This window comes from Anabaena cylindrica UHCC 0172, from assembly GCF_034931625.1.
In the GTDB taxonomy this organism is placed as follows: domain Bacteria; phylum Cyanobacteriota; class Cyanobacteriia; order Cyanobacteriales; family Nostocaceae; genus Anabaena; species Anabaena cylindrica_A.
In genome coordinates, this window is sequence record NZ_JAYGGY010000107.1 from 1 (window position 1) to 24,295 (window position 24,295).

General features: G+C 39.7%; 16 protein-coding genes. 9 read left to right on the plus strand and 7 right to left on the minus strand.

Going from position 1 to position 24,295, the window contains the following annotated elements:
* Nucleotides 1-559 precede the first annotated feature (559 nt).
* From VB713_RS23965 to VB713_RS23975, 3 genes are all read left to right on the plus strand, one after another.
* On the plus strand, nt 560-1,030 hold the full coding sequence (locus VB713_RS23965; RefSeq protein WP_323314009.1) for a hypothetical protein: 471 nt from the start codon (nt 560-562) through the stop codon (nt 1,028-1,030).
* Nucleotides 1,031-1,231: 201 nt separating this feature from the next.
* Entirely contained in the window at nt 1,232-1,618 is a 387-nt protein-coding gene (locus tag VB713_RS23970; RefSeq protein WP_323314010.1) for a hypothetical protein, read from the plus strand.
* Nucleotides 1,619-1,846: 228 nt separating this feature from the next.
* On the plus strand, nt 1,847-2,083 hold the full coding sequence (locus VB713_RS23975) for a hypothetical protein (protein WP_323314011.1): 237 nt from the start codon (nt 1,847-1,849) through the stop codon (nt 2,081-2,083).
* Between the two features lie 163 nt (nt 2,084-2,246).
* On the opposite strand, the gene VB713_RS23980 is transcribed toward VB713_RS23975, so the two are convergent.
* The 3 genes from VB713_RS23980 to VB713_RS23990 all read right to left on the minus strand — a co-directional run bounded on the left by VB713_RS23980 (nt 2,247) and on the right by VB713_RS23990 (nt 8,488).
* Complete coding sequence (locus tag VB713_RS23980; protein WP_323314012.1) at nt 2,247-3,185, minus strand: hypothetical protein; 939 nt, start codon at nt 3,183-3,185, stop codon at nt 2,247-2,249.
* 680 nt (nt 3,186-3,865) lie between these two features.
* Nucleotides 3,866-4,069 carry a hypothetical protein gene (locus VB713_RS23985; protein WP_323314013.1) on the minus strand — a complete coding sequence of 68 codons (204 nt, stop codon included), beginning with the start codon at nt 4,067-4,069 and terminating at the stop codon, nt 3,866-3,868.
* A gap of 201 nt (nt 4,070-4,270) precedes the next feature.
* On the minus strand, nt 4,271-8,488 hold the full coding sequence (locus tag VB713_RS23990) for a DUF3854 domain-containing protein (protein ID WP_416242480.1): 4,218 nt from the start codon (nt 8,486-8,488) through the stop codon (nt 4,271-4,273).
* A 1,246-nt stretch (nt 8,489-9,734) separates the two neighbouring features.
* Between VB713_RS23990 and VB713_RS23995 the strand changes: the two genes are divergently transcribed.
* The 5 genes from VB713_RS23995 to VB713_RS24015 are packed head-to-tail and all read left to right on the plus strand — an operon-like array spanning nt 9,735 to nt 15,274.
* Nucleotides 9,735-10,619, plus strand: a complete 885-nt coding sequence (locus tag VB713_RS23995; RefSeq protein WP_323314015.1) for a TRAFAC clade GTPase domain-containing protein — start codon at nt 9,735-9,737, stop codon at nt 10,617-10,619.
* A gap of 42 nt (nt 10,620-10,661) precedes the next feature.
* The gene (locus VB713_RS24000; protein WP_323314016.1) at nt 10,662-11,795 is read left to right on the plus strand and encodes a hypothetical protein; all 1,134 of its coding nucleotides are present in this window, start codon (nt 10,662-10,664) and stop codon (nt 11,793-11,795) included.
* A complete protein-coding gene (locus tag VB713_RS24005; protein ID WP_323314017.1) occupies nt 11,786-12,793 on the plus strand; it encodes a TRAFAC clade GTPase domain-containing protein in 1,008 nt (335 codons plus the stop codon). Before VB713_RS24000 ends, VB713_RS24005 begins: the two co-directional genes overlap by 10 nt.
* A gap of 32 nt (nt 12,794-12,825) precedes the next feature.
* On the plus strand, nt 12,826-13,806 hold the full coding sequence (locus VB713_RS24010; protein WP_323314018.1) for a hypothetical protein: 981 nt from the start codon (nt 12,826-12,828) through the stop codon (nt 13,804-13,806).
* Complete coding sequence (locus VB713_RS24015; RefSeq protein ID WP_323314019.1) at nt 13,799-15,274, plus strand: hypothetical protein; 1,476 nt, start codon at nt 13,799-13,801, stop codon at nt 15,272-15,274. Before VB713_RS24010 ends, VB713_RS24015 begins: the two co-directional genes overlap by 8 nt.
* A gap of 53 nt (nt 15,275-15,327) precedes the next feature.
* On the opposite strand, the gene VB713_RS24020 is transcribed toward VB713_RS24015, so the two are convergent.
* The 4 genes from VB713_RS24020 to VB713_RS24035 form a co-directional block, all read right to left on the minus strand.
* The gene (locus VB713_RS24020) at nt 15,328-16,170 is read right to left on the minus strand and encodes a hypothetical protein (RefSeq protein ID WP_323314020.1); all 843 of its coding nucleotides are present in this window, start codon (nt 16,168-16,170) and stop codon (nt 15,328-15,330) included.
* A gap of 456 nt (nt 16,171-16,626) precedes the next feature.
* Entirely contained in the window at nt 16,627-19,182 is a 2,556-nt protein-coding gene (locus VB713_RS24025) for an AAA family ATPase (protein ID WP_323314021.1), read from the minus strand.
* 18 nt (nt 19,183-19,200) lie between these two features.
* Entirely contained in the window at nt 19,201-20,682 is a 1,482-nt protein-coding gene (locus VB713_RS24030) for a hypothetical protein (RefSeq protein WP_323314022.1), read from the minus strand.
* A 222-nt stretch (nt 20,683-20,904) separates the two neighbouring features.
* Nucleotides 20,905-22,149, minus strand: a complete 1,245-nt coding sequence (locus VB713_RS24035) for a CHAT domain-containing protein (RefSeq protein WP_323314023.1) — start codon at nt 22,147-22,149, stop codon at nt 20,905-20,907.
* A 673-nt stretch (nt 22,150-22,822) separates the two neighbouring features.
* On the opposite strand from VB713_RS24035, the gene VB713_RS24040 reads away from it, so the two are divergent.
* Nucleotides 22,823-24,286, plus strand: coding sequence for a molecular chaperone (locus VB713_RS24040; RefSeq protein WP_323314024.1), 1,464 nt, complete (start codon nt 22,823-22,825; stop codon nt 24,284-24,286).
* The last annotated feature ends 9 nt before the right edge of the window (nt 24,287-24,295 follow it).

Sequence of the window (24,295 nt, forward strand, 5' to 3'; positions counted from 1 at the left end):
GTAGGCATTTCCAGACCATCTTGCAGGTTTTTACACGTATCTCGGCTCAATACCATAGATGGTGAGCAATGTATGTCTCAAAGGCTAATTGACTGCTTTGGGATGTTTGATTATTTGCTGGACAAAGGAAATAGGGGAGCAATGCGATTTTGTGAGGTCGTGATTTAATTCTCAATTACCACGGGTTATTCTCAATAAATAGGTCTTGATTTTCCCATTTTTATCTCCTTTAGGTAGCGATCGCTAAAAAATCATGTAAATTATATTACCAATTTTTTGCACCTCACAAAATCGCGCTGCTCCCAGGAAATAGTTAGCTGTTTTTTATTTTGATTAATCGTCTGTTTTTAGGCAAATAAAAAGGAGGGAAGATGGAAATATTGGACATATTTCAAATACGAAAATTCAAATTGAATAAGGCAGAATAACCACAACACAAATAAGTTTAGGTTTATATGTGGTTGTTTTGAAAACAGATTCATTTTAATCATGAAGTAAATTCACTTGCATCGAGAAATAGATTTACTTGATGTTTAAAGCAGGGAGTAAGCAAGGGTCAATGAATAAAATCAGGAAAAAACGTAAGAGTTTGAGTTTGCGTCTTCAGCCTTATGAAGGCGACCCAATGGCGGAAGTGGTTGATTATTTGAATTCTCTCTCAAAGGAAGAGGTTAATCGCAAGGTGTCAGATATTTTGGTAGCAGCTTTGTTACCTTTGGCTCGATATCACAGTGGGGAGTGTACACCGGAGCAATTGCGGTTTGCTTGTTGGGAATCACAGGATGTTTTAAATAAACATGGCAGTAATCTGCGCTTGGCTTTGGGTGTGGAACAACCACAGTTTGTGCTGCCAAATTATGTTCCGTCTGTTGCTCCAGTGATGAGTTCAGCTAATACTAGTACCCACAATGGTATGACAGATTTAGAGTCAGATACGTTGGTAGAAGAGCAACAAAAGCAGCGTCCTTCTACTTTGATCCAAGGTAAGGCTTCATCTCAGGATTTAGATGGACTGTTTGGGGATGCTTAACATAAAAATGTTACTGTCACCAGTGGTCAGAACTAGAAGCAAACTGCACTCATTACTGTTACTGTAGTGATAGTTGATTTAGTGGCATTACAATGTGGTAATAACTCATTGGGTAGCATTCAAACCCCCAATGATAGAACCGATCACAAGCAAGGTCAAACAAAATAAAAAACAGAAGATAGGTTCATACAGGAGGGATATATGGGAGAAGCAAAGCGACGGAAACTTTTAGACGCTAATTACGGACAAGCTAGAAATCTTGGACCTAATTCCTACCGTGTGGAATTAGAAGCGGATGCCTACAAAATTTTTGCCAAGGTAAAAGATGAATTTACTAAAAGTGATTACGGAGGAACTGCCACTTTAAAAAACAAGCGATTTGATGTCCAATGGTATGGTGAAACTGACGATACTACTGCAAAAGAATTCTACATCATCGCTGACTTCCTCAAGCGCCAAGCTGTTGAGATAATGAAACATTTTATGATGCCTGAAGCGTTATATACATGGACTGCTATCGTTGATAGTGAGAACAATTTAACAATTACAATTAAAGCAGATAGAGAATACCAGGTGTTCAAAATTTAATGTTTGATGCGTTTAACTAAGTTTAGCTAATGAGATGAGTTGAAAACTCAAAGACTAAACAGCCAAATTCGATGATGACTTCAATCAGGCATAAATAATGTACTTAATTGAGTGCGATATCACCCGTTTACTCAATGGAATATTTGAGCGTGGAAATGAAATTAAATTTCAAAATACATAAACATAATCTAAAATTAGAGAGAGTATTGCATTGGTTGATGAAAATATATGACAACCGCAACATCAATAATTAATCCTGTTATTGTCCCAGAAAAGCTCCCGTTTCTGGAGTCCATCTGTTGGCAGACGGCAGATGTTTATCGGTTTACTCCAGAAGAAATGTTAAGTCGCTATGAGCGTGGTTGGCAATATCACAACCTATTTAATAATCTTGAGGGTGAAGAACTCAATTTCCTTCAGGAACTTGCTAGACTCTATCAATCTTGGCTGCAAGTTTATTTATGACTGAATAATTACTAATATTTCAGGCGGAAACCCTACGCTAACATAATACTGCTACGCGGAGGCACTATTATCAATTACGAATTATTTTGATCTTCTATGAAAGAACTCCACCTGAACAATACTTTTGTTGGGTTACGCTGTTGCTTAACCCAACTTACATCTATTAATCTGATTCTGGTAAATTAGAATTAACAAGCTGTGCAAATTCTTCTAAAGAACTAATACTAATTGTTGATATTAGAAGTTGTTCTAAAAAAGATGTCTTATCAATTTGATTAATGCTGGCAATCAAATTTTCGGGAATATCACCAAACCGCACTTGTACAAGTTTGATAATATCTTGTTTCCGAGTTTTTTCTATAGTCCGTCTTTCAATGTTGGTTAATAATGGCATTTTTCGTTCCTCTTGATAATTAGCTAATTTTTCTTCAAAACTTAATTGCAAGTCTTCAGATAAAGCCATCATTAAATCAATGACCTTATACAAATCAACAATTTCTTTACGGTTATAACCTCTTTCATAAAGTAATCTAGCTAAGTTCCATTTCCACTGTTCCCTAGCTGACAAATTGCTATTAGTGGCTTTAGTCTTTAAATGTGCCATTACCACTATAGCAAAAATATTATTACTTTGCTCTAACTCCTCCCATTGATAATCTAGAAGCTTGACGATAGAAAAATTAAAGATTAATTGACTACTTCCTAAACCATACTGGTAAGAACTAGGTCGCCAACTTTTAGTTCCATCTCCTAGTATGGCTAAACTAATCACTGGTTTTTGATATAAATCAAAAGAACGATAGTTGTAGATAAACATTCTTTGGGAAAATTCTTTATCATATTGACTTTGTACTTCTACATGAATTAATATCCAAACCTCTTGATTATCTAATAACCACACTTTAAATAATTTATCAGCGTGGCGGGTTTTACTGTCGGCAGATGCGGTAATCTGTTCTAATTCTTTATCTAGAGAAATGGGGGTTTTAGTCCAATCTATTTGTTGATAGATTTCTGGATAAAAGAAGGCGAGAAATGAATCAAAATAATCTCCTATTGCTTCTTTCCAGGTTTCATCATAGTTAGCTGTAATTTCCGTCATTGTAATTTAAATAGTGTCAATATTTTTCTCATATTTATTTGTGCAAGAGGTACTTGCACAATTTCAAGAGTTGGGTAATTTTAGGAAAAACCCATCATATATTTATATGATATCCCAACCCGCGCATATTCTCCCGAACCATTGCCTCTAATTTGGTAGTTTCTGTAAATTGCTTTTCTAATTTTGCGAGGAAGTCCCTTGGTATGGTTTGTTGTTTTAATGTAGATGCTTCTTTGTACCACTGCACTACTGAAAAGATAATTTTATGCAAGCATTCAGCCGTCAGCAAGAATTGAATTGATAAGCATTCTGAATATTAATTACTGATGTCAGTCTCCCCACTTCAAAACCCCTAAAATCCGGCTTTAGCTGACTGCTGACCACTGATAGCTGAATGCTTACAATTTTATTTCTTTAATCACGTTATTATCTGACCAGTAAAAATCATCGTCATAAAATTTCAACTTTTCTCACGAGCATTTACAAGTTCAACAAAAAAATCTCAAGTTGAATCAATCATACTCACATTTTTAATGAAACAGTTTCATCAAAAAAATGTGCCATTTCAACGCCAATTGAATGCCAAATCAGTGCCAACTCAACGCCACTTCAATGCCAATACCACGCCAAACTTACGCCAATACTACACCATTAAGTACATCTAGTATATATTTAACCTGTCAATAAAAAGGCTTATTGACAAAATAATGGTCAAAAAATGCCAATCCAACGCCAATTGAATGCCAATTGAATGCCAAATTAACGCCACTCAAATTGTTGATTCGAGCCGCCCAAAAACAACGTTTGGCGAGTAGCAAGCTATGTCGCAATGTGTATCTCTCTACTAAAAAGACACTACCCAAACCAGCAAAAAACCTAAGCATTTTAAGTTTGCCGTTTCTGGTGTAGTTGACACTCTCAGTGCTAAAGCCGCGCTCGTTTCCCGCCTACCAGGTATTCTTATGATTGAACCCAGAATCTTTGGTTGATCATCTGCGGCTATCGCCTTACTTAAATTTGCCGTTTCTTAGTTAGATGGATGATTGAACAAAGAATCTCCATTGCAAGTTCCCGTCCTGATCAAGTTAACAGTCCATTGGTAAAACCGATTCACTCAGCCAATCATAAAACTGTGGCATCAACTGTTCCAGAGAGCGCAATTCATTAGCAGCAATTTCCTCCAGCAACAACACAGTCCCCCATCTTCTATCCTCACTCCAAGAACGAAGAACCAACTTTATCGCCTCTACCCCCTTATTAAAACTCGCTCTCAGTACCTCAACACAATTAATCAAGGGAGTTTCATCACCATCATCAGGTTGAAACTGCCTAAAATCAACTCTATCAGCACCATTAACTAAAGCAAGGTCATTACCATCTGTTTGCAAGGCTGCAAAATTGACTTGTTCTGCATCATTAACTAAAGAAGAGTCATTAGCATCTCTAGAACAAGCTGCAAAATCAACTCCATCAGCCGTAGTATTCACCCCCTCCCCTAGAGGATTCCCTATACCATTAGGGGGGGGAGTGGATACCGGGTCAGGTGGCGGCGCAACCCCATACAGAGCCTGTATTCTAGCCTGATAACGCCGTTGTTCATCCTGACTTTGCCTCGCCCTTTCCTGCTTCAGATCACGCTTATGCTCACGGTACTCTATGACCTTCAGCGCAAAATCCAACTCCACCTGTCCAAGCGAGAAAACTTTTACCTGTTTACCACGTGGACCCTCCTTGCGGTCAACCAACTTTAATTCCAATTGGTCCAATAAAGTCCCCAACAACCACATCGGTTGACATTTATCTGGAACAGTAAAGCCCAGAATCGTTTTTATATACACCCCGTATTCTTTCGCAAGTGCTACCATTCTCAATAAATCAGGGTCACGAGCAGTAACTTCCTCTCCTGCTACTAACCGTTTTAAAATGTCATGCAGTCCTAAATTAAACCTGGCTAACCATTTAGCAGAGTAATTACCCCAGTCCATACATAAAGGCAGATGTTCTCGCTCTTGGCGGTCTTTCTCTGCCACAATTGACGGTGGGGCTGGGTATTGTCTATTGCTGTTAGTGTCAAAAATTGTTCCATCTGGTTCTTTGAGGATGGCCTCAAATGCGGAAATCGCTCGACTTAATTTACCACCAGCATCTTTTTCTACTAATGATTCTGTTACCTCAATTCCATAAGCATCTTGAATGCGGAATTTCTCACATTCAAAAACTTCTTCAGGTTTAAGGTAATCTTTACTTTGACGAGTGCGATATTCAGTAGCGGATATATTCTTAGCTCTAGTCACAGAGGAATAATAAGCAGTATCTAAAGCCGTAGCCGCATTTTTCATCTGCTCTAGGGCAAAAATATCATCATCACCACCCATTGAGATGATTTTATTCCCCATCTCCGTTAACAGATCATGTAAATCAACCCGGAGATTGTTGATAGAACGGTTACGGGCAGCGAGAATTTGACAGTAAGCTTCCAACGCCCAATCTTTTTCTACTCCTCTGCGTCCAGTTTCTCTGTCAATGCGGATGAGGAAAGCAGTAGCTTCGTTGGTGTGCAGCATCCGTGCTTTGATTTTTTGGGCGTTGGTTTCTTGATAACCAAAGGGAGGACGGGGTGCAACCCAAACATGAATGGGGACGTGGGGACGATAGCGGTAGAGTTGTTGAGCGCATTCGGTGGCGGTTTGGGATTTGGCGTGAAAGATGCCATATACTACGTCAAAGTGATATTCGTTGATGTCTACTCCTGTACCGAGACTGGGAGAAGTTAACAGGGCATCAACATCTTTGACGGCGTTGGTAATATCTTTGATGAAGGCTACGTTTTCTTCGCTACCTGAGTTGTCTGAGTGAATAGACCATAATCTCAGTCTGGGTGTGGTGCTTATGTGAGTGTTAGCGTTGGACTGAGCGTTCACGCCGAAGTCTGAATGGTGTGGGGTGTCGGGTGTGGGGGAATGATTTGATGATGTGGAATTTACTTGTGATATTTGATAATTTTCATTTTTATCTGTTGCAGATGATGCTGAATTTACCTGTGACAAAGTTGGAGAATTTTCATCTTTAACTATCTCAGATTCAACTGATGTTGAGTTTATAGGTGATATTTGGGAAATAAAATTGTTAATTTCCTCAGATGATGTTGAGTTTAACGGTGATATTTGAGAATTGCAATTGTTAATTTCCTCAGATGATGTTGAGTTCAACGGTGATAATTGGGAACTGCAATTGTTAATTGCCTCAGATGATGTTGAGTTTAACGGTGATATTTGGGAACTGCAATCTTTAACTACCGCAGAGATATCCAGCCCCTCTGCTCCCCTGCTCCCCTGCTCCCGTTCGGCTACGCTCACGGCAAGCCTGCCCCCTGCCTCTTCTACCCGTACCTTCATGGTAAGGGATTGTTCCAGTTTTTTGATGAACCGCTTAGAGTCAGAAGCTACCATAATTTTCTGTTTGTTCATCAGTGCGGCAGAAATCTGAGCAACTATGGCTGAGGAATTCTTACCTTCATACCAATAGATTAAGCGATCGCCATTTCGCCAATCGTTTTTGAGAATAAATGGTTTTTCCCCTAATGGACGCATGGCTCGGAAGAAGTCTACTGTGATGTCGTCCATATGAGCATCAGCGATGACTACTAGCGGGGCGTTATAAACGATATATTCCAACACTGCTAATATTTGCGCTCGATATTCTTTACAGGTTTTACTGTGCAGTAAATGAGTTAAGTATTGGCAAGCTTCGTCAATAAACACGCAGCCGTAGTTAAGCATTTGTGTGTTAAGCTTGTGTAAGCTATCTATGGTAATGCTTAAGGCTTGTGATTTGACTAAGCCTGCATAACTTAAATCAGAGTACATCTCGGTTTTGAGACGGTTTGCTAAGTTTTTCAGCAGGTTAACCCGATGTCCGGTGTTGAGGAATTTGACATCAGGATTTGCTTCACGCCATTGAGCCATGCGTCCGGTTTTGTTTGTCCCCATGTCGCTGGACAATACTACCAGTCCAGAAGAGGGAAGTGTTACAGCTTCTGAGAGGTATTTGACGTTGACGCGAATATCTGGTTTGTATTTGCTGCTTAGTCCCCGATGCCTAGTGTGGAATGAGCGTTGGTATTGTTTTAGGCTGATGGCATCATCAATGATGGTGGTTAGTAAGACATTTATTTGATTGATTTGAATTGATGATTTCTGATTAACTGCAAGATGTTGTTCTGTTAATTGACTAGGTTCTGTTAATTGATTGTTTTCAACTTGTGAGTTTTGATTAACGTTTTCAAGTAGTGAGTTTTGATTAACGTTTTCAAGTGGTGAAATAGGATGAACTACATGGTTGCATTCTATGACTTGACCATTATTCGTTGATTGTTGAGCCGATGAGATGTGTTTAATTGTTTGATGATATTTTATATTTTGACCGTTATTGGTTAATTCATTGCTTTCAACTGGTGGAGTCAGGTTAATTACTTGATTACCATCTATTATTCGTCCGTTATTCGTCTGTTGAGTGTCTTGATATGGTAAATTCTGATTAATTACCTGATGATATTCTATGACTTGACTGTGATTGATTAGTTGATTGTTTTCAACTGAGGCAATCTGATTAATTGTTTGATTGCGGGTATTAGTTCGACTATGCTCAATGAATTGACTGTATTTAACTGTTTGTCCACTTTCGATTAATTTACTGCGTTCAACAATAAAATCATCAACGCCTTTTTCAGGTCCAGGTAGCTGTGCGACTTCACAGGTACAGCCTACAGCTTCAATGGTTTTACCTGTACGCAAGGTGGCTTGGAAGATTGACCAACGGGTTTTGGGTTTGGTTTCGTAGTCGAAGAGAATAATGAATTTACGCCCTGGTTGGGCAACAGGCATGATATCGGGGTGTAGGCGTTCGTCAAAGTCTTTTTTGCCAATCCGCCCGCTCCAGATGCCGGGGAGTGCGATCGCTACAAATCCCTGACTTAATAAACTAGCTGCTTTTTTCTCGCCTTCACACAGAATAATGGGGATTTCTGGGTGTCTCTGCACCCATTCCCAAAACGAAAGTGGATTTAATTTATCTTGTAGTCGCTGTACTAAAGGAGAATGATAACGTTTGATGTTGTACCGCCGAGCCACGAAGTCCCAAATGCAGTAGGGGACATCAAAATAGGTGACGCGGTTGGGTGTTTTCGGTGGTGATTCGTATTTAACTAATTTGCCATTTTTGTCAATACGCCCTTGAGTAGGCTTGAATCTTCCCCACTCCATGCGTTGCCAGTTATTAAAGGGGTCAAGTCCCGATATCCACATTCCCCCTATTATGGCGTATTGGTACAGTTTGAGTAAGGAACTTGCGACTCTACCTGTGTTTAGGCGGGGGATGGTATTGGAGATGAACAGGTAGTTGAAAACTGTTTCGCCTGCAATGTGGATGAAGTTGCGCTCTATCAGTTCTGGATGGATGGCGCTGCTAACTGCTAGTTCGTGGTATTCGGCTTCTGTGAGGTTGTTGGGGGGTTGAACAGGAAATTGGTTACTTGCTTGCTGCTCTGGATATTGTGGAGCCGGAGATTGGTTGTTACTTGCTTGCTGCTCTGGATGTTGTGGAGAAGGAGACTCGCTGTTATTAGAAGGAGAAATTTTGGAGGTAGAGAATGTTTGGCTTTGGCTGTTGTCGTTGATCACGGTAGATTCCTCGGATACTTGGTTTTTGTGAGTATCAGAGGGGGTAATCGTGCTGCTCTTACATATTTATGAGATTTGCTGCGTTCCTTGATCTGGCTATTTGGAGTGATAAATAAATTATCTGAGATTTACGTAGGTCGTTTAATAAAAATCTGGGGTTTGAGCAGTGTGTAGCGGGGGAGAGAAAACGCTGAAACTCTTGCTATATGGCGCTTATCTATCATTACACTCTGACGAAATCAGTAATTTTCTTACGTAAATCCTAAGTCAGATCATTTATTTTCCAAAAATATTCCAGTCGGAAGGCTTTTCATGTCGCAGTAATCAATATAATATAGAAGATGCCCCCTGCACTCCCCTTTAGAGAGCAGCAAAATTTAATCTCAGGAAAGCCAATTGGTGGAGTCGGTCGCCAAACTAACAGCCACTTTTTCGGTTTCTTTGAAATTTACCCCGCTCTGATTGATTGAGCAAAGTCAGATGTGCCAATTGTATGAAGGGACAAAGCGTGTACTAAAAGTATGCTTTTTGTCCTTTTGGCATTTTTGGCGATGTTATCTCTTCACCTATATCTTCTCCTCCATTACTCGTTTTATTTACGCATTAGCAAGATCATACAGAAGTTTTGGTCTCATGCACTCTAACATTTGTTAGATTTTTAACTTTTAATTTTGCTAAATCTGTTTATACAAGCTGTGATTAACTTGTAGTGGTAGAACTTTTGCTCAAATTCAAGTTTATGCGGTCATGCAAGTTAATTAGGTTCTCTTAGCTACTTGAGCATTAAATATAAAATTTTGTAAATTAACAATACCATAAATTAATCCTTCCAAGTAGTGTCTTATTTACAACCATATTACAAAGCTAAAATATGCGAATTGTTGAGATTGGTCATGAAGGTGTGGGTAAGACGACTTTCATGGCATCTATGTATAATATCTTGCAGCAGGGGATTGAAGGATTCAGTTTGCGAGCAAATCAGACTAATGATCACAACAGGCTGCTAAAACTTGCAAAGGAAATTGAACAAGGTAATTATCCTGCTCCTACAGATCAGCGAAGTGAGTACAACTTTTATTTACAGTATCAAAATAAAGATATTTTTCCATTTACATGGGCAGACTATCGGGGAGGAGCTATCCGTGAAACTCATGACAATGAGCAGGCGAGATTGTTACAGAAGGATTTACAACAAGCTGACGGAATTTTAATGTTTTGTGATTGTCAGGCTCTTGTCCGCAGAGATATGCGAAGAAATCAAATTGGTAGGATGACAGCACTGATTACAAATGCCTTGAGAAATCTAGATCGTCCAATAGCATTGGCTGTGATTCTGACCAAAGCCGATCTTGTCGATGATTTAAATGAAGATGATCTTAAGCCTTTAGAGGGATTAGCTCAAGCCGTGATGACTAGTGAATTTATTGCCAGTAAGATGATTCCAGTTGCGTGCGGACAGAACCCAATCAATGTTCAAATTCCTCTGTTGTTTGTCCTCTACATTGGTGTCTATTTGCAAGCAAACTATCTGGCTAAGGAAATCGAGGAACATAGACAAATGGCTGAATACTATGAAAGTAAAACCACAGGTATTGGTGGTTTTTTCCGTGAAGTTTTTGATACCGTTCAAGGCAATACAACTTATAGAGAAATGGCTCAAACCAGAATAGAGAAGGTGACTACAAAATATAAAGAATTAGAAGCTTTTATTCAACCTGTTGAAGCATTAGGAAAGTATCTCTCTATTGATGACTAAGAATATGAAATGACAAACACTGTACTGTATGGAGGGTAACAAATGTCTCAGTGGGCAGCAATTGTTTATGGTCGAACCTACGAAATAGATTTTCGCTTTCTCGCTCTTCCCCATGACTTTGAGCGGGCAGAACAAGACTGGGCGATGGCACACATTCAGGTGATGACGCGATCGCCAGAGGATTTACCGGGCAAGCCCCGTTGGGCAGTGTTCAAAAATAATCGGCTTTGTGTGATTGGTGTTGCTTGTAGCGTGATTAACTTGATAGATCAAGTCAAAGGCAATGAAGAGGATCTGACACGAGATCAAAGAGGTCGCCCATTATTTGTTTTTGTAGGCTATGCCACAAGACTCGATCAAGAGCAAATTGAACTACCTGCTTACTTAAATCAAGACTTGAGTTTGTTTAGGTATCCGTATGAAGAGTACGTTTCTGCAAATTGGCGAGCTAAATCTTATGAAGAGAGGAGCCGGATTGCGATTTCCACAGAGTACCAACCTTTGAGTTACCCCACAGTTATAATTCCTCCTGACTTAGATCAAGAGTATTTTGCCTTGAATCAGGCAGAAGATGAAGCTGTGTATCTTTGGTGTGATACTCAAGAAGAACGGCATTACCTTTGGATAGCTGCTGCTTTGCAAATTTGTGAAGGAAACAACGCTTCCTTATGTCTAGGACTTGCTTTGCGAAGTGACACTACTAACGGTGCTTTCTTCAATGCAACTGCAACTGATGTCAGCCAAAAGGAAAAGATCGCCAGGGTAAAAAAAGCCGCGCTTGTTCCTCTGCCGGAAAGTGTTCCTGAGTTGCGTGAACCAGCACTGAACCAACAGGTCACTACTGGGCAAAGACGACCTTTGAATTTTTTAATATTGCAATTGGGCGGTGTATTCATTGGCGTGTTCATTGGATTACTCCTAGCAAAATTACTGAGATTTAGTTTAATTAAGATAGCAATTTACTTCTTTGGTGGAGGAGTTGTTGGTTGGATTTTGGTAATTATTAGCTATTTTCTGACTAGAAAAATATCCTCACAACATCTGGCGCGATCGCTGAACAATAGTGATAATAGTGATGCATCAAATCATCTATCTTCTGAGGATAAAATGTTGGGCTTCAAAGAAAAAGCCGAGTCGGATCAGACCGAGGAAGATGAGTTTATGGGATGGAAATAGGTATGCGAATCGTCATGCTGGGTCACACAGGAGTAGGCAAAACAACCTACGTAGCATCGCTCTATGGGGTAATGCAACAAAGTATAGAAGGGTTTCGGCTCAAGGCAGTCAAGCCGGAAGATCATAAGCGCTGGGTAGAAATGGCTGAGGGAATTCAACAGGGTGAATATCCTATGCCCACAGATCAACGGCAAGAATACAATTTCTATTTGCGATATGAAGGAAGAAACATCTTAGAGTTTACTTGGGCAGATTATCGGGGTGGAGCAATTCGGGAAACTCAAGATACCGAACAAGCAAAAGCTCTGCTTCAGGATCTGAAAGCAGCAGATGGTATTATGCTGTTTTGTGACTGTAATGCTCTTGCCTCTGGTGACATCCGCAGCAATCAAATCGGTAGGATGACAGCACTAGCTAGTCAGGCACTTTTAGAATTAGACCGTCCTGTGTCCCTGGCAATTATCCTCACCAAGACTGACTTGATAGAAAATTTTTCAGCCGAATTACTCAATAGCCTCAACGGATTGATTATGGCCATCAATGCCAGTGAATTTGTTTTGGGCGCATTAATTCCCATAGTCTGCGGCACAAAGTTACGTAATGTATCAATGCCTTTGTTATTTGCACTGCATACTACCGTCGTCTTTCACGCAGCAACTAGTTACGCAGCCGCTGAGTCTTACGCAGACCGTGCTAAATCCTACGAGACTTTAAGTAAAGGATTGACTGGAGCAGTTGATTGGATTGTCAGCAAAATCAATAACGAATCAACCTATAAAGAAATGGCAGCTAAGGAGAAAAAACAAGCAGCCACCAAGCAACGAGAATTTAAGGAAATTTACGAACCGGCTATGTCATTATATAGCTATGTACAGAAATTACCTCTGATTAAATCTGACCTAGCCTTGAGTGATTATGCGCGAATCCTCTCAGAAGGTAGCAGTGAAGTTCTGAAAGATTCTGTGAAAAGTCTTGATCCGTTTTCTATTTTTAATTGATCGCACTATTAATCTACAAGGAGATAATATTCATGGCAGCTGAAGTTAAAATCACAATGTTAGGTGTCTCTGGGGCTGGGAAGACTTGCTATATGTTGGGACTTTATTCAACTATGCAACTGGGCTTGCAGGGGTTCACTTTAACAACTACTGACATGGACGAGGATTTGAGGTTAACCAGTTTGTGGGAAAGAATGGTTGATAGCGAGGGGGAAGATCGGTGGCCAGCGGGAACAAGTGAACCTCATGAATATGAGTTTGACTTCTGTTACGGGATGAGGCGCTTAATTAGCTTTGATTGGTTAGACTATCGAGGTGGAGCTATGAAGGATGTTTCTACACAAGATGATGTCCAGGTACTAACAAAACGCCTACGAGGATCAAATTGTATATTTTTATGTGTTTCTGGGGAAGACTTAAAAGAAGAAGTAAGTAGCCCTATAGAACTGAAGAATATTGCTCGAAAGTCAGGAATTGACAGAATGAATAAATTTCTGACCATCCTGACAAATAATCTGAGCGATAGCCAACGACCATTTCCGATTGTGATTCTTATTACTAAATATGATCAATGCCAGAAAAGAACTAAGGAAAAGCTTATTGAAGACATTAAACAAATGTTCAATGTATTGTTTATGCCAAATCAAGATTGGTTGATAATGCTCTGTCCAGTAAGTTTGGGTAAAGATTTGGCAACGAATCGTGATGAAGGTGAAATCGATCCAAAAAATTTACATTTACCCCTAGTATTTGCACTGTATGCAAGATTCCGTGAATACGCAATGACTGAGCAAGCACGGTTGAATGAGGCACGAATTAAGTTGGATATTTTAAGAGGTGGAAACTGGTTTCAACGATTGTTAGCGGGAGATGAAATGCAGAATACTGAGTCATCTTTACAAGCTACTGAAGCTCAGTTGCAAGATATTCAAAAGAAAATGGCTTTATTGTCACAAGAGTTAACTCATGCTCAAATATTCCGTGGTGGAAAGGAGATACAGGTAGATGTCTGAACAAATATCCGAAACAACTTTATCAGCAGATATATCGAAGTGGGCACCGATTATCTACGGTCGAACTTACGCTGTAGATTTCCGCTTTATTGTTACTCCTTACAACTTTGAGGAGAAGCATAAAGAATTTGTATGGGAATATATCAAATTTACAACCCGTTCAGCAGAAAATTTACCAGGGAAACCACGCTGGTTATTTATCAAAATAAAAAAACACTGTATTGTTGGCGTGACTTGTATGGTCAAGGATTTAATCGGTTCTCATATTAGTAAAGATTCGAAAGACCTAGACCTAACCAGAGATAAACTTGGACGACCTTTATACGCCTTTGTTGGTTATGTTTCTGAGGATTCGACACCATCTGGTATTCCAGCGATGAATCTGGAACTTTTTGCCGAGCCTTACAAAGAGTTTATCCCGCATAAATGGCAGGAAATCTATGCTGACCTTGGTAGTAAGCAGGAAACTCCTCAAGACTTTAAATCTGAATATGTTAAAGAATTTAAAGTGGAAGAATTAGCAACACCAGATCCAGGTCAGGATATAATTCCTATTGAACAGTTGACCCCATTTAGTGATGATTCAATCATATTTTGGAACATTTCTCATGCCAAAAATATCTGGTTTACCGTTGCACAATCTCGCAGGAATTTATCAGTTTGTTCTGGAAATTTAACTAAGCGAGACTTAATTACTTCTGAATTTTCTAATGCTGTAATTGAGGAAGTAAGATATCGAGAAGAAGAAAATCGGATTAAAGTTGTAGACACACAACCTCTCCCCCCCTCAGAAAATCGAGAACCTTCTGAACCTTCTCAAGAAAATCCATCTGCTCGTTCCCCTCGTCAAATCGGCAACCCCGATCATCGCCGTGAACGCACACAACATGGCAGTAATTTTAGAGATGATTTAATTGTTAATTTCTCTAAGGCATCTCGAAGTTTTTTTGAGGCATTTGCTGGAGAGGGAGCGACAAGACAAGTTGACGAAATCATGCTTAATGTATTTACACCATTACTAGGTAATGAAACTATTGATGAAATATATGCACGAATAACAGAATTAGATGAATGGGAAAAAAGGTTAATTGAGACAATAAATGCAGACTTAGATAAATTACACCATTTAGCAGCAGAGATAGAAGAACTAAAAAAACAGGGTGGAGGTGATAAACTTGCACAAAAACAAGCTGAACATTACAGAACAAGTGAAAATTTGGAGAATGCAAAAACAAAATTGGTACAGGCTCAACAATTGCTTGCTCGTATCAATAAATCAAAATCACGTTCTCATAGAGAAGATCATCCAACTCAAACAACACGAACTGATAAAAGATACCAAGCAGATCCAAATTTTGGATTTAGAGAAAAAGAGCCAAGTGGAGAAGAATCTAGGGGAAATAAACAACTAAGTGGTGAAACTAATACTCAAGAGTCATCCAAATCAAAGGATATTTGGGAGTTATAAAGTACTCAGTTCTTTTTTATATCTTGATTTAAAAGTTAGGAAACTAATCATCTTTACAATTCCCAAATCTTATCCTTTCCATTATTTGTTCCTGATAACCTGTCACGAAGTCGTTTTTCTTCAGATTTAGCCTGAGAAAGTTCTGTTTGCGTCTGTTTTAGCTGTGCGTCTAATTGCTTACGTTCTTGCTCAAGGTTGATTAGCCTTGCTTGGGTTTGAGAAAGTTCTGCTTTGAGTTGAATTTGTGCCCGATTTTTCTCAAGTTCTAATTCTGATTTTTCGATCGCAAATTTGTTAGCTTGTTCTTGAAACTTACTACGCTGCTGTTCTAGAGATTTTACAGTTGATTGTAATTGCGACCGCTCTTGCTCTAATCCTCCAACTCTCTGTGATAAACGCTCTTGTTCTTGAGTCACTTGCTTAATTTGGTTTAGTCGTTGTAATTGCTCTTGCTCAAATTGTCTGACCCTGTTTGATAGATCACTCTTCTCACTAATGAGATTAGTAATTTGTGATTGCAAGTGCTTTTTCTCTTGTTCAAGGTGCACTATCTTCGTAGTCAAATCATTTTTATCTTGATTAAGAGTAGTAATTTGAGATTGGAAGTTTGAGTGTTTTTGTGCAAGTTGCAAATTGAGTTCTCGCACAGATGTTTCTAGTCCTATTTTTTCTTGTTGCAACTGATCAAGTTCTACTTGTGTCAAGGAAACTGATTGCTGGGATTTACTCCAGATATCTCTTGCCCAGTTTAATTTAGTTTTTTCTTTGGTAATGTAATCATCTGGTATCTGTCCCAGAAATGTCAAAGGATATGGCATCAAGTCCCAGCTACAATTAGAACATTGAATTGCTATATCTTCAATATATTCAGAGTTACAAACAGGACAATGTTTCATTTTTTCTCATCATTGGTTGAGTTATACTAATTCCAGAAATGTTGAATCTTGAAACAAAACTTTACAAACTTCGTGTTTTACCCAGCCGATTTTGCTTGTTTATTGAGAATAGAGTCATTAGTTGATCAAATTTGGTATCACCAACGCCCATACACAATTTGGCTACAATGCTCAAAATCTTAACATTCAACACTTTTGTACTAATTCTGTATGAAGATGCGGCATATAGCAATCCTATCTGAATTATCAAAATGAACGAACTGCCTTCGCGTAGCCTCTCGTAGAAAAGACACCAAGAGTGACAATAAAATAAAAAGAAGTTTTTACATCTGATTTAGAATTGCTATATAGCCAAAATAATTTTGCAAGAAACTCCATGAATTGAGATCACAAGGAGCAATGAAAATTTATTTTCCCTACTCCCTATTTTCAAGGCAGGTCTATTATAAAATCTTCCTAGTTTAAAGTTGGAATATCACTAACTGAAAACATATTCATCGCTTCATCGGTTAGATTTTCACGCACTATGCGACTGTTTTGTTGCCTAACCATTTTTTCGTAAAAATTCCTCACGTCTCGCCCATTGCCAAAATTACGACTGCGATTGACATACATTTTGTTAAATATCTCCTTTAATCGATTGACAACATTATCACGACAGACACGTTGATCCCGTTGGCACAGCCCCATAAAAATCTCGAACAGTTCCATACCGTTATAATCAGGAAATTCAATGGTCTCGCCAATTCGAGAGGCAATACCCGAATTAGCATTTACAAAGTCCGCCATTTCTCGTGAGTATCCAGCTAGGATAACTACAAGGCGATGGCGTTCATTTTCCATCATCGGAACTAAAGTATCAATTGCTTCTCGTCCAAAATCAGACTGTGCCTCACCTTGACGAGCTAGTGCGTAAGCCTCATCAACGAAAAGAACACCATCCAATGCGGATTCAATAACTTCTTTGGTTCTGATTGCAGTTTGTCCAACATAACCAGCAACAAGTTTACTGCGATCAACTTCGATAAAATGTCCCTTTCTCAGCAATCCTAAAGCTTTAAAAATCTTACCGACTAACCGGGCAACTGTGGTTTTTCCCGTACCAGGATTGCCAATAAACAGCAGATGTCTGGTTTCCACAGCATTGCTGGAATCATAGCCTGCGGTCTTGCGGCGCTGGGTGGCAATTTCAGTATCCACAAGCTCACGAATTTTTCGTTTCACTCTCTGCAAGCCAATCATACTGTCCAGTTCTTGCAAGAGATACTCTAGGTTATCTGTATCTTTTGCTCCCTGTTGGCTGATTTCTCGCTCTTTGGGTGGTAGGTCATTTAATTGGAAGGGTTCGTGTAAAGGGTCTAGATTCTGCTTATGAATACGCTGGGCGCGTTGATCGTCCATATCTTGAAACAAATTCTCGACTAGTCCAGCATTACCAAAAGTGGCATCTCGTTCCTCATAGAGTCTGGTAAATAGATTGAGCAGAGGCGGTTCTAAATCAGGTGCAATCTCGCCATGCACCTGTGAAACCCGTCCGCAAAAAATTGCCATCAGTTGGTCTGGTGTATAGTCTTCAAACAAGACTTGCGTAGCAAAACGTCGCTTTAGTCCTGGGTTAGCATCCAGAAACTCATTCATCTTGTCAGGATAACCCGCAACAATTACTGCCAGACGATGCCGCTCGTCTTCTATGCGTTTGAGTAAAGTGTCTATAGCTTCCCGTCCAAAATCATTATTCCCTCCTTGACTGAGGGTATAAGCTTCATCAATGAACAGAACACCATCAAGGGCATTGTCTACAATACTGTCAGTTTTCATCGCCGTTTGTCCGACAAATCCTGCTACCAAATCTTGTCTACCGACTTCTACAACGTGTCCTCTTTGCAGCAACCCTAAATCCCGATAAATTTCACCAATAAGTCTGGCAACTGTGGTTTTACCAGTTCCAGGATTGCCTTTGAAGACTAGGTGCAATCGGGGTGGCTCGGTAACTAATCCTTGCTGTTGGCGTATTTTCTCAATATTCAATCGCCCCACACGCTGGGTGATAACTTCTTTGACTGATTGCAAACCAATCATTTTCTGGAGTCGCTCTAAAGCCGGTTCATTAGACACATTGCTGGATAACCATTTTTGTTTTCTAGCTTCTGTAACGGAGATTTCTTCGGCATTTTGGAAGCAATTGTACCAATAGGTTAACCGTTGATTTTCCGCCGCCATCCAACTGGATAAGGAGTGAAGGTTTTTCCAGTCAACGGACTTATGTTTTGCGAGACGAAAATAGTGAATTAAATGCTCAATTTCATCAGCAATAGGTGCACCCACACTAGAAATATTGAACGAATGATTGTCCTGCTCTCGATTGCACAATAGGCTTTCTAAGTAGGTAAACTGAATGGTTTGGCAAAATTGTTGCAGGGCATTTCGCGTCTCATGATGAAATACGAAGATACAACAATTGCGATTGTTTGGTGGTAGACGCGACCAGTCCACAACACGTCCAAAGAGTTCCCGTCGGTTAGCAAAGTTCAGTAGGTCTTCTGCGTTAGAAAAGATGATCGCAGATTTTTGCCCTGTATCTTGCATTACTGTCTCAAAGAAGGGAACAACTGTAATGTCCTGCATGACTGGACGCGATGGAGGAGTTGAGACTGTGGGAGGAGGGGTAGATGGTAAAGAGGCAGAACGCTTACTTAACAGCCCTTTTTTGCGTCCCAGTGGGCCAGGTGTAATCTTGAGTTCATCTTTCGATATTGATGCAGGGGTATTAGTAGTTACACGGGAGGGTAAACAGTAATCGCGGGATTCAGTATCTAGGAAATACAGCTTACGCACTCCAGAGTAGAAGAGGATGCGCTGATATCCTTGAGATTTCAAGTATTGGTGCAAAACCTGTTCTATATCATACAGCACCAACTTTGGTGTGCAAAACGTATCGCTGGTATTTGCACCATAAAGAATCATAAAGCGATCGCCCACTGCCAAATTTAACCCTGCCGTAACTCTCTCCATAGTTATCTGCCAGTTTCATTAACCTTGTGATGCTTCAATGTCTTGCACTGGTTTGTTTAGTTGTCTCTGCCTAACTTTGTCCATATCGTAATATTCCTGACGCGGACTGTCATTACACTCTAAGGGACTGTTGATTTCTATACCATCCAATGCTAGGGTTTGAAAAATCGCGTCAGCATTCTGTTTTTGTGCCGTTTCATCTTGTAAGATTTTGCCGAAGGAATTGATAGAAACTTGGTTTTTACCAAACTCTTTTTCTGGGCTAATAATGGTAACTACTTCCCCTCCATTAGCATCTTGGAGTTTCAATACATAAGCCTGACGCTGATCTTCTCCTTCATAAATTGCATCCGTTTGAGGATTAATCAAAAGGTATCCCATTTTACTGAGAACATCCGCTACTTTATCGGCAATTTCTGCTCTTAACTGTGAACTCAAAATTTCTACCCTTGCCTGTTCCACAATCTCGCCTAAACGTGGACGTAAGTTCTCAATTTGTTGAGAAATTTGGCCAATTTCTTCTGTCGTCAGGGACAATTCACTTTCTCGGATCTGGGTTTCAATCTGCCGTAATTGTTGCTCATATTGATTCAGGCTGCCGTTTGTCCAATAATCCACCTCCAAAAGAAACTTTTCGGATTCATCACCTGTGCCAATTTCGATTTGACATTCCCGATTAGCTTGCACCTCTGTAATTAGGCATTGCAAATCTTCTAAAGCAGCATTGTAAAAGATTTGCCATTGCTGCTCTTTCTGCTGTAACTCCCACCGCAAATCAGCAAGAGCAAGATAAGTTTGTTGAGTAGTGGCGATCGCTGCTTCTGGCACACCTGCTTGAATATTATTGCGAGTCAGATCAATTTCTCGTCTGAGATTAGCTAGTTTACCAGGAGCAAAGCGTTGATGCTGGTAGTCACGGTCTACTTGCTGCCAAATCGTTTCCACATCATCCAGCAAGTCCTGCGCTAGTTTATTCTTATCCTGCTTCTCCTTTTCTAGGCGTTGCTGCAACTGCTGACGAGACTGACGTTCTTCTGCTATCAGCTGTGTAAACTTCTCATCAATATGTTGATTAAGCGCCAGGTATTCTTGCCGTTGTTCTGCCGTAATCTCCAGAAGCAAGCTACGTTGTTGAGAAAATCCATCCTGCATCGCATTTTCTAAGCGTTGTACTTCGGATTCCAATGCTTGTTGCTGCTTAGTTTCTGATTCCCGAATCGCTTTCTGGAGTTCTTTTCGCTGCTGCTGCATCCGTCGATGAGTTTCCAACTCCAAACTAGCCAAATTACTTTTTAGTTTTTTAGCTTCCTGCTCCTGTTGCTGGGATTTTTGTTCCAACGGCTCAAGACGTTGCTGTAATTCACGCCTTCCTTCTTCTCGGATAGTATTGAGACGTTCTGGGAGGTCTCGCTGTAATGAGCGCAATCGACTATCCTGTTCGCGTAATCGGCGCAGTTCCTGTTGTTCAACATTTACAAAGCGACACTTTTCTCCACTCATTGATCGTAACCTCCCTATAGTTTATGTGAACTCTAAAAAAATAAGGCGTTGCTGAATAATGGGATGATTGGGGCTGATACGGAGACGCTCTTATACGGAGAGATGGTGATTATGTATTGATCCAAATTCTCAAATTATCCCTCAATTATGCAACGCCAAAAATAAATATGGCTCTTGCGTTACTTTTATGAAGAATATATAGCTCACAGCCTGTTTATACCATTACATACGAAAATCTTTGATTGTAACATCACCTTTATCAACATACACTCCAATATTATTCGGTTCTTTTCTAGTATTATATTTAGATGAAATTGGCAATATTTCAGCTTTTTCGTCAGCGTCAATATCTTGTCGTTTAAACAAATACCCATCTTGTACACGCATGAAAATCACAGGAGTGGCAAAATCAGGTTTTCGATACTGTGTTTCCAAAGCTAGTGTGCGCCGACTATTCTGAACAGCAATATCAACTGGTTCATATTGACCCAACCGTTCGTAAAACTCGTAAGCAAATTGACTAGCGGCGATATTTGAAATCTTATACTGCATTCCCACAACAACTGGGATATTTTGCTGTACAATTCTAGACGCAATACTAACAAAAGCTTGAGAATCAGATTGCATTCCGCTTTCACAAGCTTGTAATAATACAATTCCTGGACGATGTTGATTAAATAGACCACTGAAGAAACTAGCATCCACCCATAGTGCTTTATTGAGGACTTTTTTAACTAGAGCAATTTCTCCTCCTACTTCTCCATCCTCATTCTGCAAACGACCATGGCCGATAAAGTGAAAAATATGAGGTTGTTTTGCTAGTAGATGATCAATGGCATTGGGAGTGGCTGGATTCAAAACTGGCAACAGTTCGATATGTTCTGACTGATTATTTGCCAGATCATTAAGAAATGTCTGTACTGTATCAAATTCAACTAGACCTAAATCATTAGGTGCTGCGATCGCCAGTGCAATTCTCAACTTTTCACCTTGAGCTAATTGAATTGGTGGAGACGGATGCCATTGGGCGCGGCGGCGGGAAAAGACCAAGTTAGGGTCTGTACCTATCCAAATTTCACCCAAGTTCGCACTTATAGGTAGGCACATGAATTCCCAAGGTAATGCAGATACATCAGGCATTTGTTGCTCATCAATATCTAGTTCTACCCGCAGAAAATGGTTTTCTTGCTGCACAACTTGATAGTGAAAATTAACAAAGTCTTGACAGAGTACATCATCAAATAGGACTTTAAACAGCGTTTCCCCAAGAGTACGTGCTTGCTTTGAGTTCTTCAGCCCATCATTAAGTACCATTTGCAAGAGGGGCATCATCTCCTCCAACTTATCCTTGTAGCGCAACAGTCCATAGGGTTCACCCAAAAGTTGGTTTTGAGTATCTCGCTTCTCTACTTGGACACGCTCATAGTTAGCTATCCGTATTCTATAAGTATAATAGTTCTTAGACATACATAATATTCAATTGATGTTTTTAAAACCTTTGTTACATAAATAGGGCGTATTCAGTTCTGGATAGTATAAGTATATGGAAAGAGCGGCACCCTTTAAGGTATCAAACTTTTAGTTGCTGGATAATACTCCTTATGTGAGTCAAAAATCCTATTGTTCCATAAGGGTTTCCAGGGTTGCTCAAACCATGATTTTGGAATTACCAAGGGAATTCTAAGCGTTTCAGCACCTAATTCACTAAGCTGTGCAATAGGAATTTTAAGATGGGGTTTTTTGTACGTCCCCTCGAAAAAGGGGAATAGCAAAAACGAGGTTTGGCATTATTATCTTCAAATCTTTATCAGCAAAGCTTTTCCCACCACCGTGTCTCAGAAACTGTACTTTTTGAGACATACTCAAATCATGTCTCTTTTTATGTCTCAAAATGCAATTCTCTCAAAGTCTAAAGAATAATGAGACGTTATCTTAGAAAATCTGCCGCTTCTCAGTCATAAAAATCCTAATACTTCTTTTCGAGGGTTTGTACAAAAAACCCCAAGATCGCGGATCAAAATTGATTGTTTTTCTGCCTCCACTGTCAACTCTCCCAAAATTTTGAGCAAATTTGAACTGTTAATAAATCTGTGTTAATAAACAAATTAGTAAGTTCTGACCATATTAATACACTATAGTCATGCTCTATTACAGGATCGGAGTTGATTTTGGTACGGCAAAGCCAGTTATTTCTTACCTTGAGAATGGTAAACTGCAAGTTTTTGAGGACATCAGGAAGAATGAGTGCTTTAGGACACAACGACTATTTCAAACATCAGTCCATTTTAGTGATGAGCCGGAGAAACCTATTCCTCTAGGTGTTCCAGCAGAACACCTGTGTGAGGCACTACTTTCCGCCGCAGTGAATTGTTTCAATTTTTGCCCGCACACGGGCAAACTAGAAAGTCTTGTCTTATCCATTCCAGAGACATGGTACAGAACAATTGACGGAGCGGCAAAAGTAAGATTAGAACACTCACTTGTTCATGAACTTGGCATAGAGGACAAGCTTTTTCAGTTGGTCAGGGAGCCTGTTGCAGCAGCCGCATACTGGATATGGATGATGATGCAGCAGCAGAAACCCAAATGGGATAGTAACCTATTGATTTGTGACATGGGGAGTAGTACATTTAACGTCAGCCTGTGTCACATCAGTAGGGAAAACAAAGTTAAGATTCTTTATTCAGACTGGCAACCACAGGCAGGCTTTGTTTTCGACCTGCAATGTATAAAATTAGCTTACGACCAAAAGCATGGTCTTCCTTTAACCGAGGACACCCCTGAATTTTTCCCTTTACTTAGAGCCTTTGAACAGGAAAAAATTAACTCTCACCAACGAAGTACTAACAGGCTAATTACATATTTAAAAGCGCCAGAAGCAATGGCAAATTACAACCTGTATTGCTTTGGTGGTGGTTATGCGGTGAAATGCCAACAAGTCATTGAAGCTTTTGCCCCCATACAACAGGGAATTCAAGAGGTTATACAACGCCTAAATGCTTGGATGCAGTCTAATCAACAATCTTTCGATTTCCTATTTCTCATAGGCGGTGGTTGCCGATTTATTCTTACCAAAAATGCCATATTGCAAGCTCTAGAAATTCAAGATAATGATGCCCGTTTTGATCACACTTTCAACGATGCTCACAGTAATTTTGCAATTTCTTACGGTGCTTGCCTGATCGGAAATTGCCTAATTGACCCGGTTGAAAAATGTCCTTACGCACTTGGATTTGTAACGGAAACACTGAATGTCTATGCTGAACGAGAAAAAAAAATAATTCCTCTCATTCAAGCTAATACAAATTTAGATTGCTTACTAGAAGCTCATTTTCCTAGTATGTCTTTATTGACAGCATTTCAAGGAAGTCTTCCGGTTATTACATTGTGCTTAAACTCACCAACGCAAGAACCTTTATTTATAGATATAAAATTAGATAATATACAATTACCAAACTATTCAGCTAATAATCTCTGGCGGCTGGGAATAAGAGTAGACACGTTACATACTCTATATTTGATTATTCATAATAGCCAAGATCAAAGCATTATAGAGTATGAAGTTGGTAGATTACTAGATATTACAGTATTAACTGAAAAATAAGATTATATC

Coding starts and splice junctions, on each gene's coding strand:
- VB713_RS24030 (WP_323314022.1), bottom strand. CDS start 20,682: ATGAGTGGAGAAAAGTGTCGCTTTGTAAATGTTGAACAACAGGAACTG.
- VB713_RS24000 (WP_323314016.1), top strand. CDS start 10,662: ATGTCTCAGTGGGCAGCAATTGTTTATGGTCGAACCTACGAAATAGAT.
- VB713_RS23970 (WP_323314010.1), top strand. CDS start 1,232: ATGGGAGAAGCAAAGCGACGGAAACTTTTAGACGCTAATTACGGACAA.
- VB713_RS23990 (WP_416242480.1), bottom strand. CDS start 8,488: ATGTGGATATCGGGACTTGACCCCTTTAATAACTGGCAACGCATGGAG.
- VB713_RS24005 (WP_323314017.1), top strand. CDS start 11,786: ATGGAAATAGGTATGCGAATCGTCATGCTGGGTCACACAGGAGTAGGC.
- VB713_RS24020 (WP_323314020.1), bottom strand. CDS start 16,170: ATGAAACATTGTCCTGTTTGTAACTCTGAATATATTGAAGATATAGCA.
- VB713_RS24010 (WP_323314018.1), top strand. CDS start 12,826: ATGGCAGCTGAAGTTAAAATCACAATGTTAGGTGTCTCTGGGGCTGGG.
- VB713_RS24040 (WP_323314024.1), top strand. CDS start 22,823: ATGCTCTATTACAGGATCGGAGTTGATTTTGGTACGGCAAAGCCAGTT.
- VB713_RS23995 (WP_323314015.1), top strand. CDS start 9,735: ATGCGAATTGTTGAGATTGGTCATGAAGGTGTGGGTAAGACGACTTTC.
- VB713_RS24025 (WP_323314021.1), bottom strand. CDS start 19,182: ATGGAGAGAGTTACGGCAGGGTTAAATTTGGCAGTGGGCGATCGCTTT.
- VB713_RS23980 (WP_323314012.1), bottom strand. CDS start 3,185: ATGACGGAAATTACAGCTAACTATGATGAAACCTGGAAAGAAGCAATA.
- VB713_RS23965 (WP_323314009.1), top strand. CDS start 560: ATGAATAAAATCAGGAAAAAACGTAAGAGTTTGAGTTTGCGTCTTCAG.
- VB713_RS24015 (WP_323314019.1), top strand. CDS start 13,799: ATGTCTGAACAAATATCCGAAACAACTTTATCAGCAGATATATCGAAG.
- VB713_RS23975 (WP_323314011.1), top strand. CDS start 1,847: ATGACAACCGCAACATCAATAATTAATCCTGTTATTGTCCCAGAAAAG.
- VB713_RS23985 (WP_323314013.1), bottom strand. CDS start 4,069: ATGCTTAGGTTTTTTGCTGGTTTGGGTAGTGTCTTTTTAGTAGAGAGA.
- VB713_RS24035 (WP_323314023.1), bottom strand. CDS start 22,149: ATGTCTAAGAACTATTATACTTATAGAATACGGATAGCTAACTATGAG.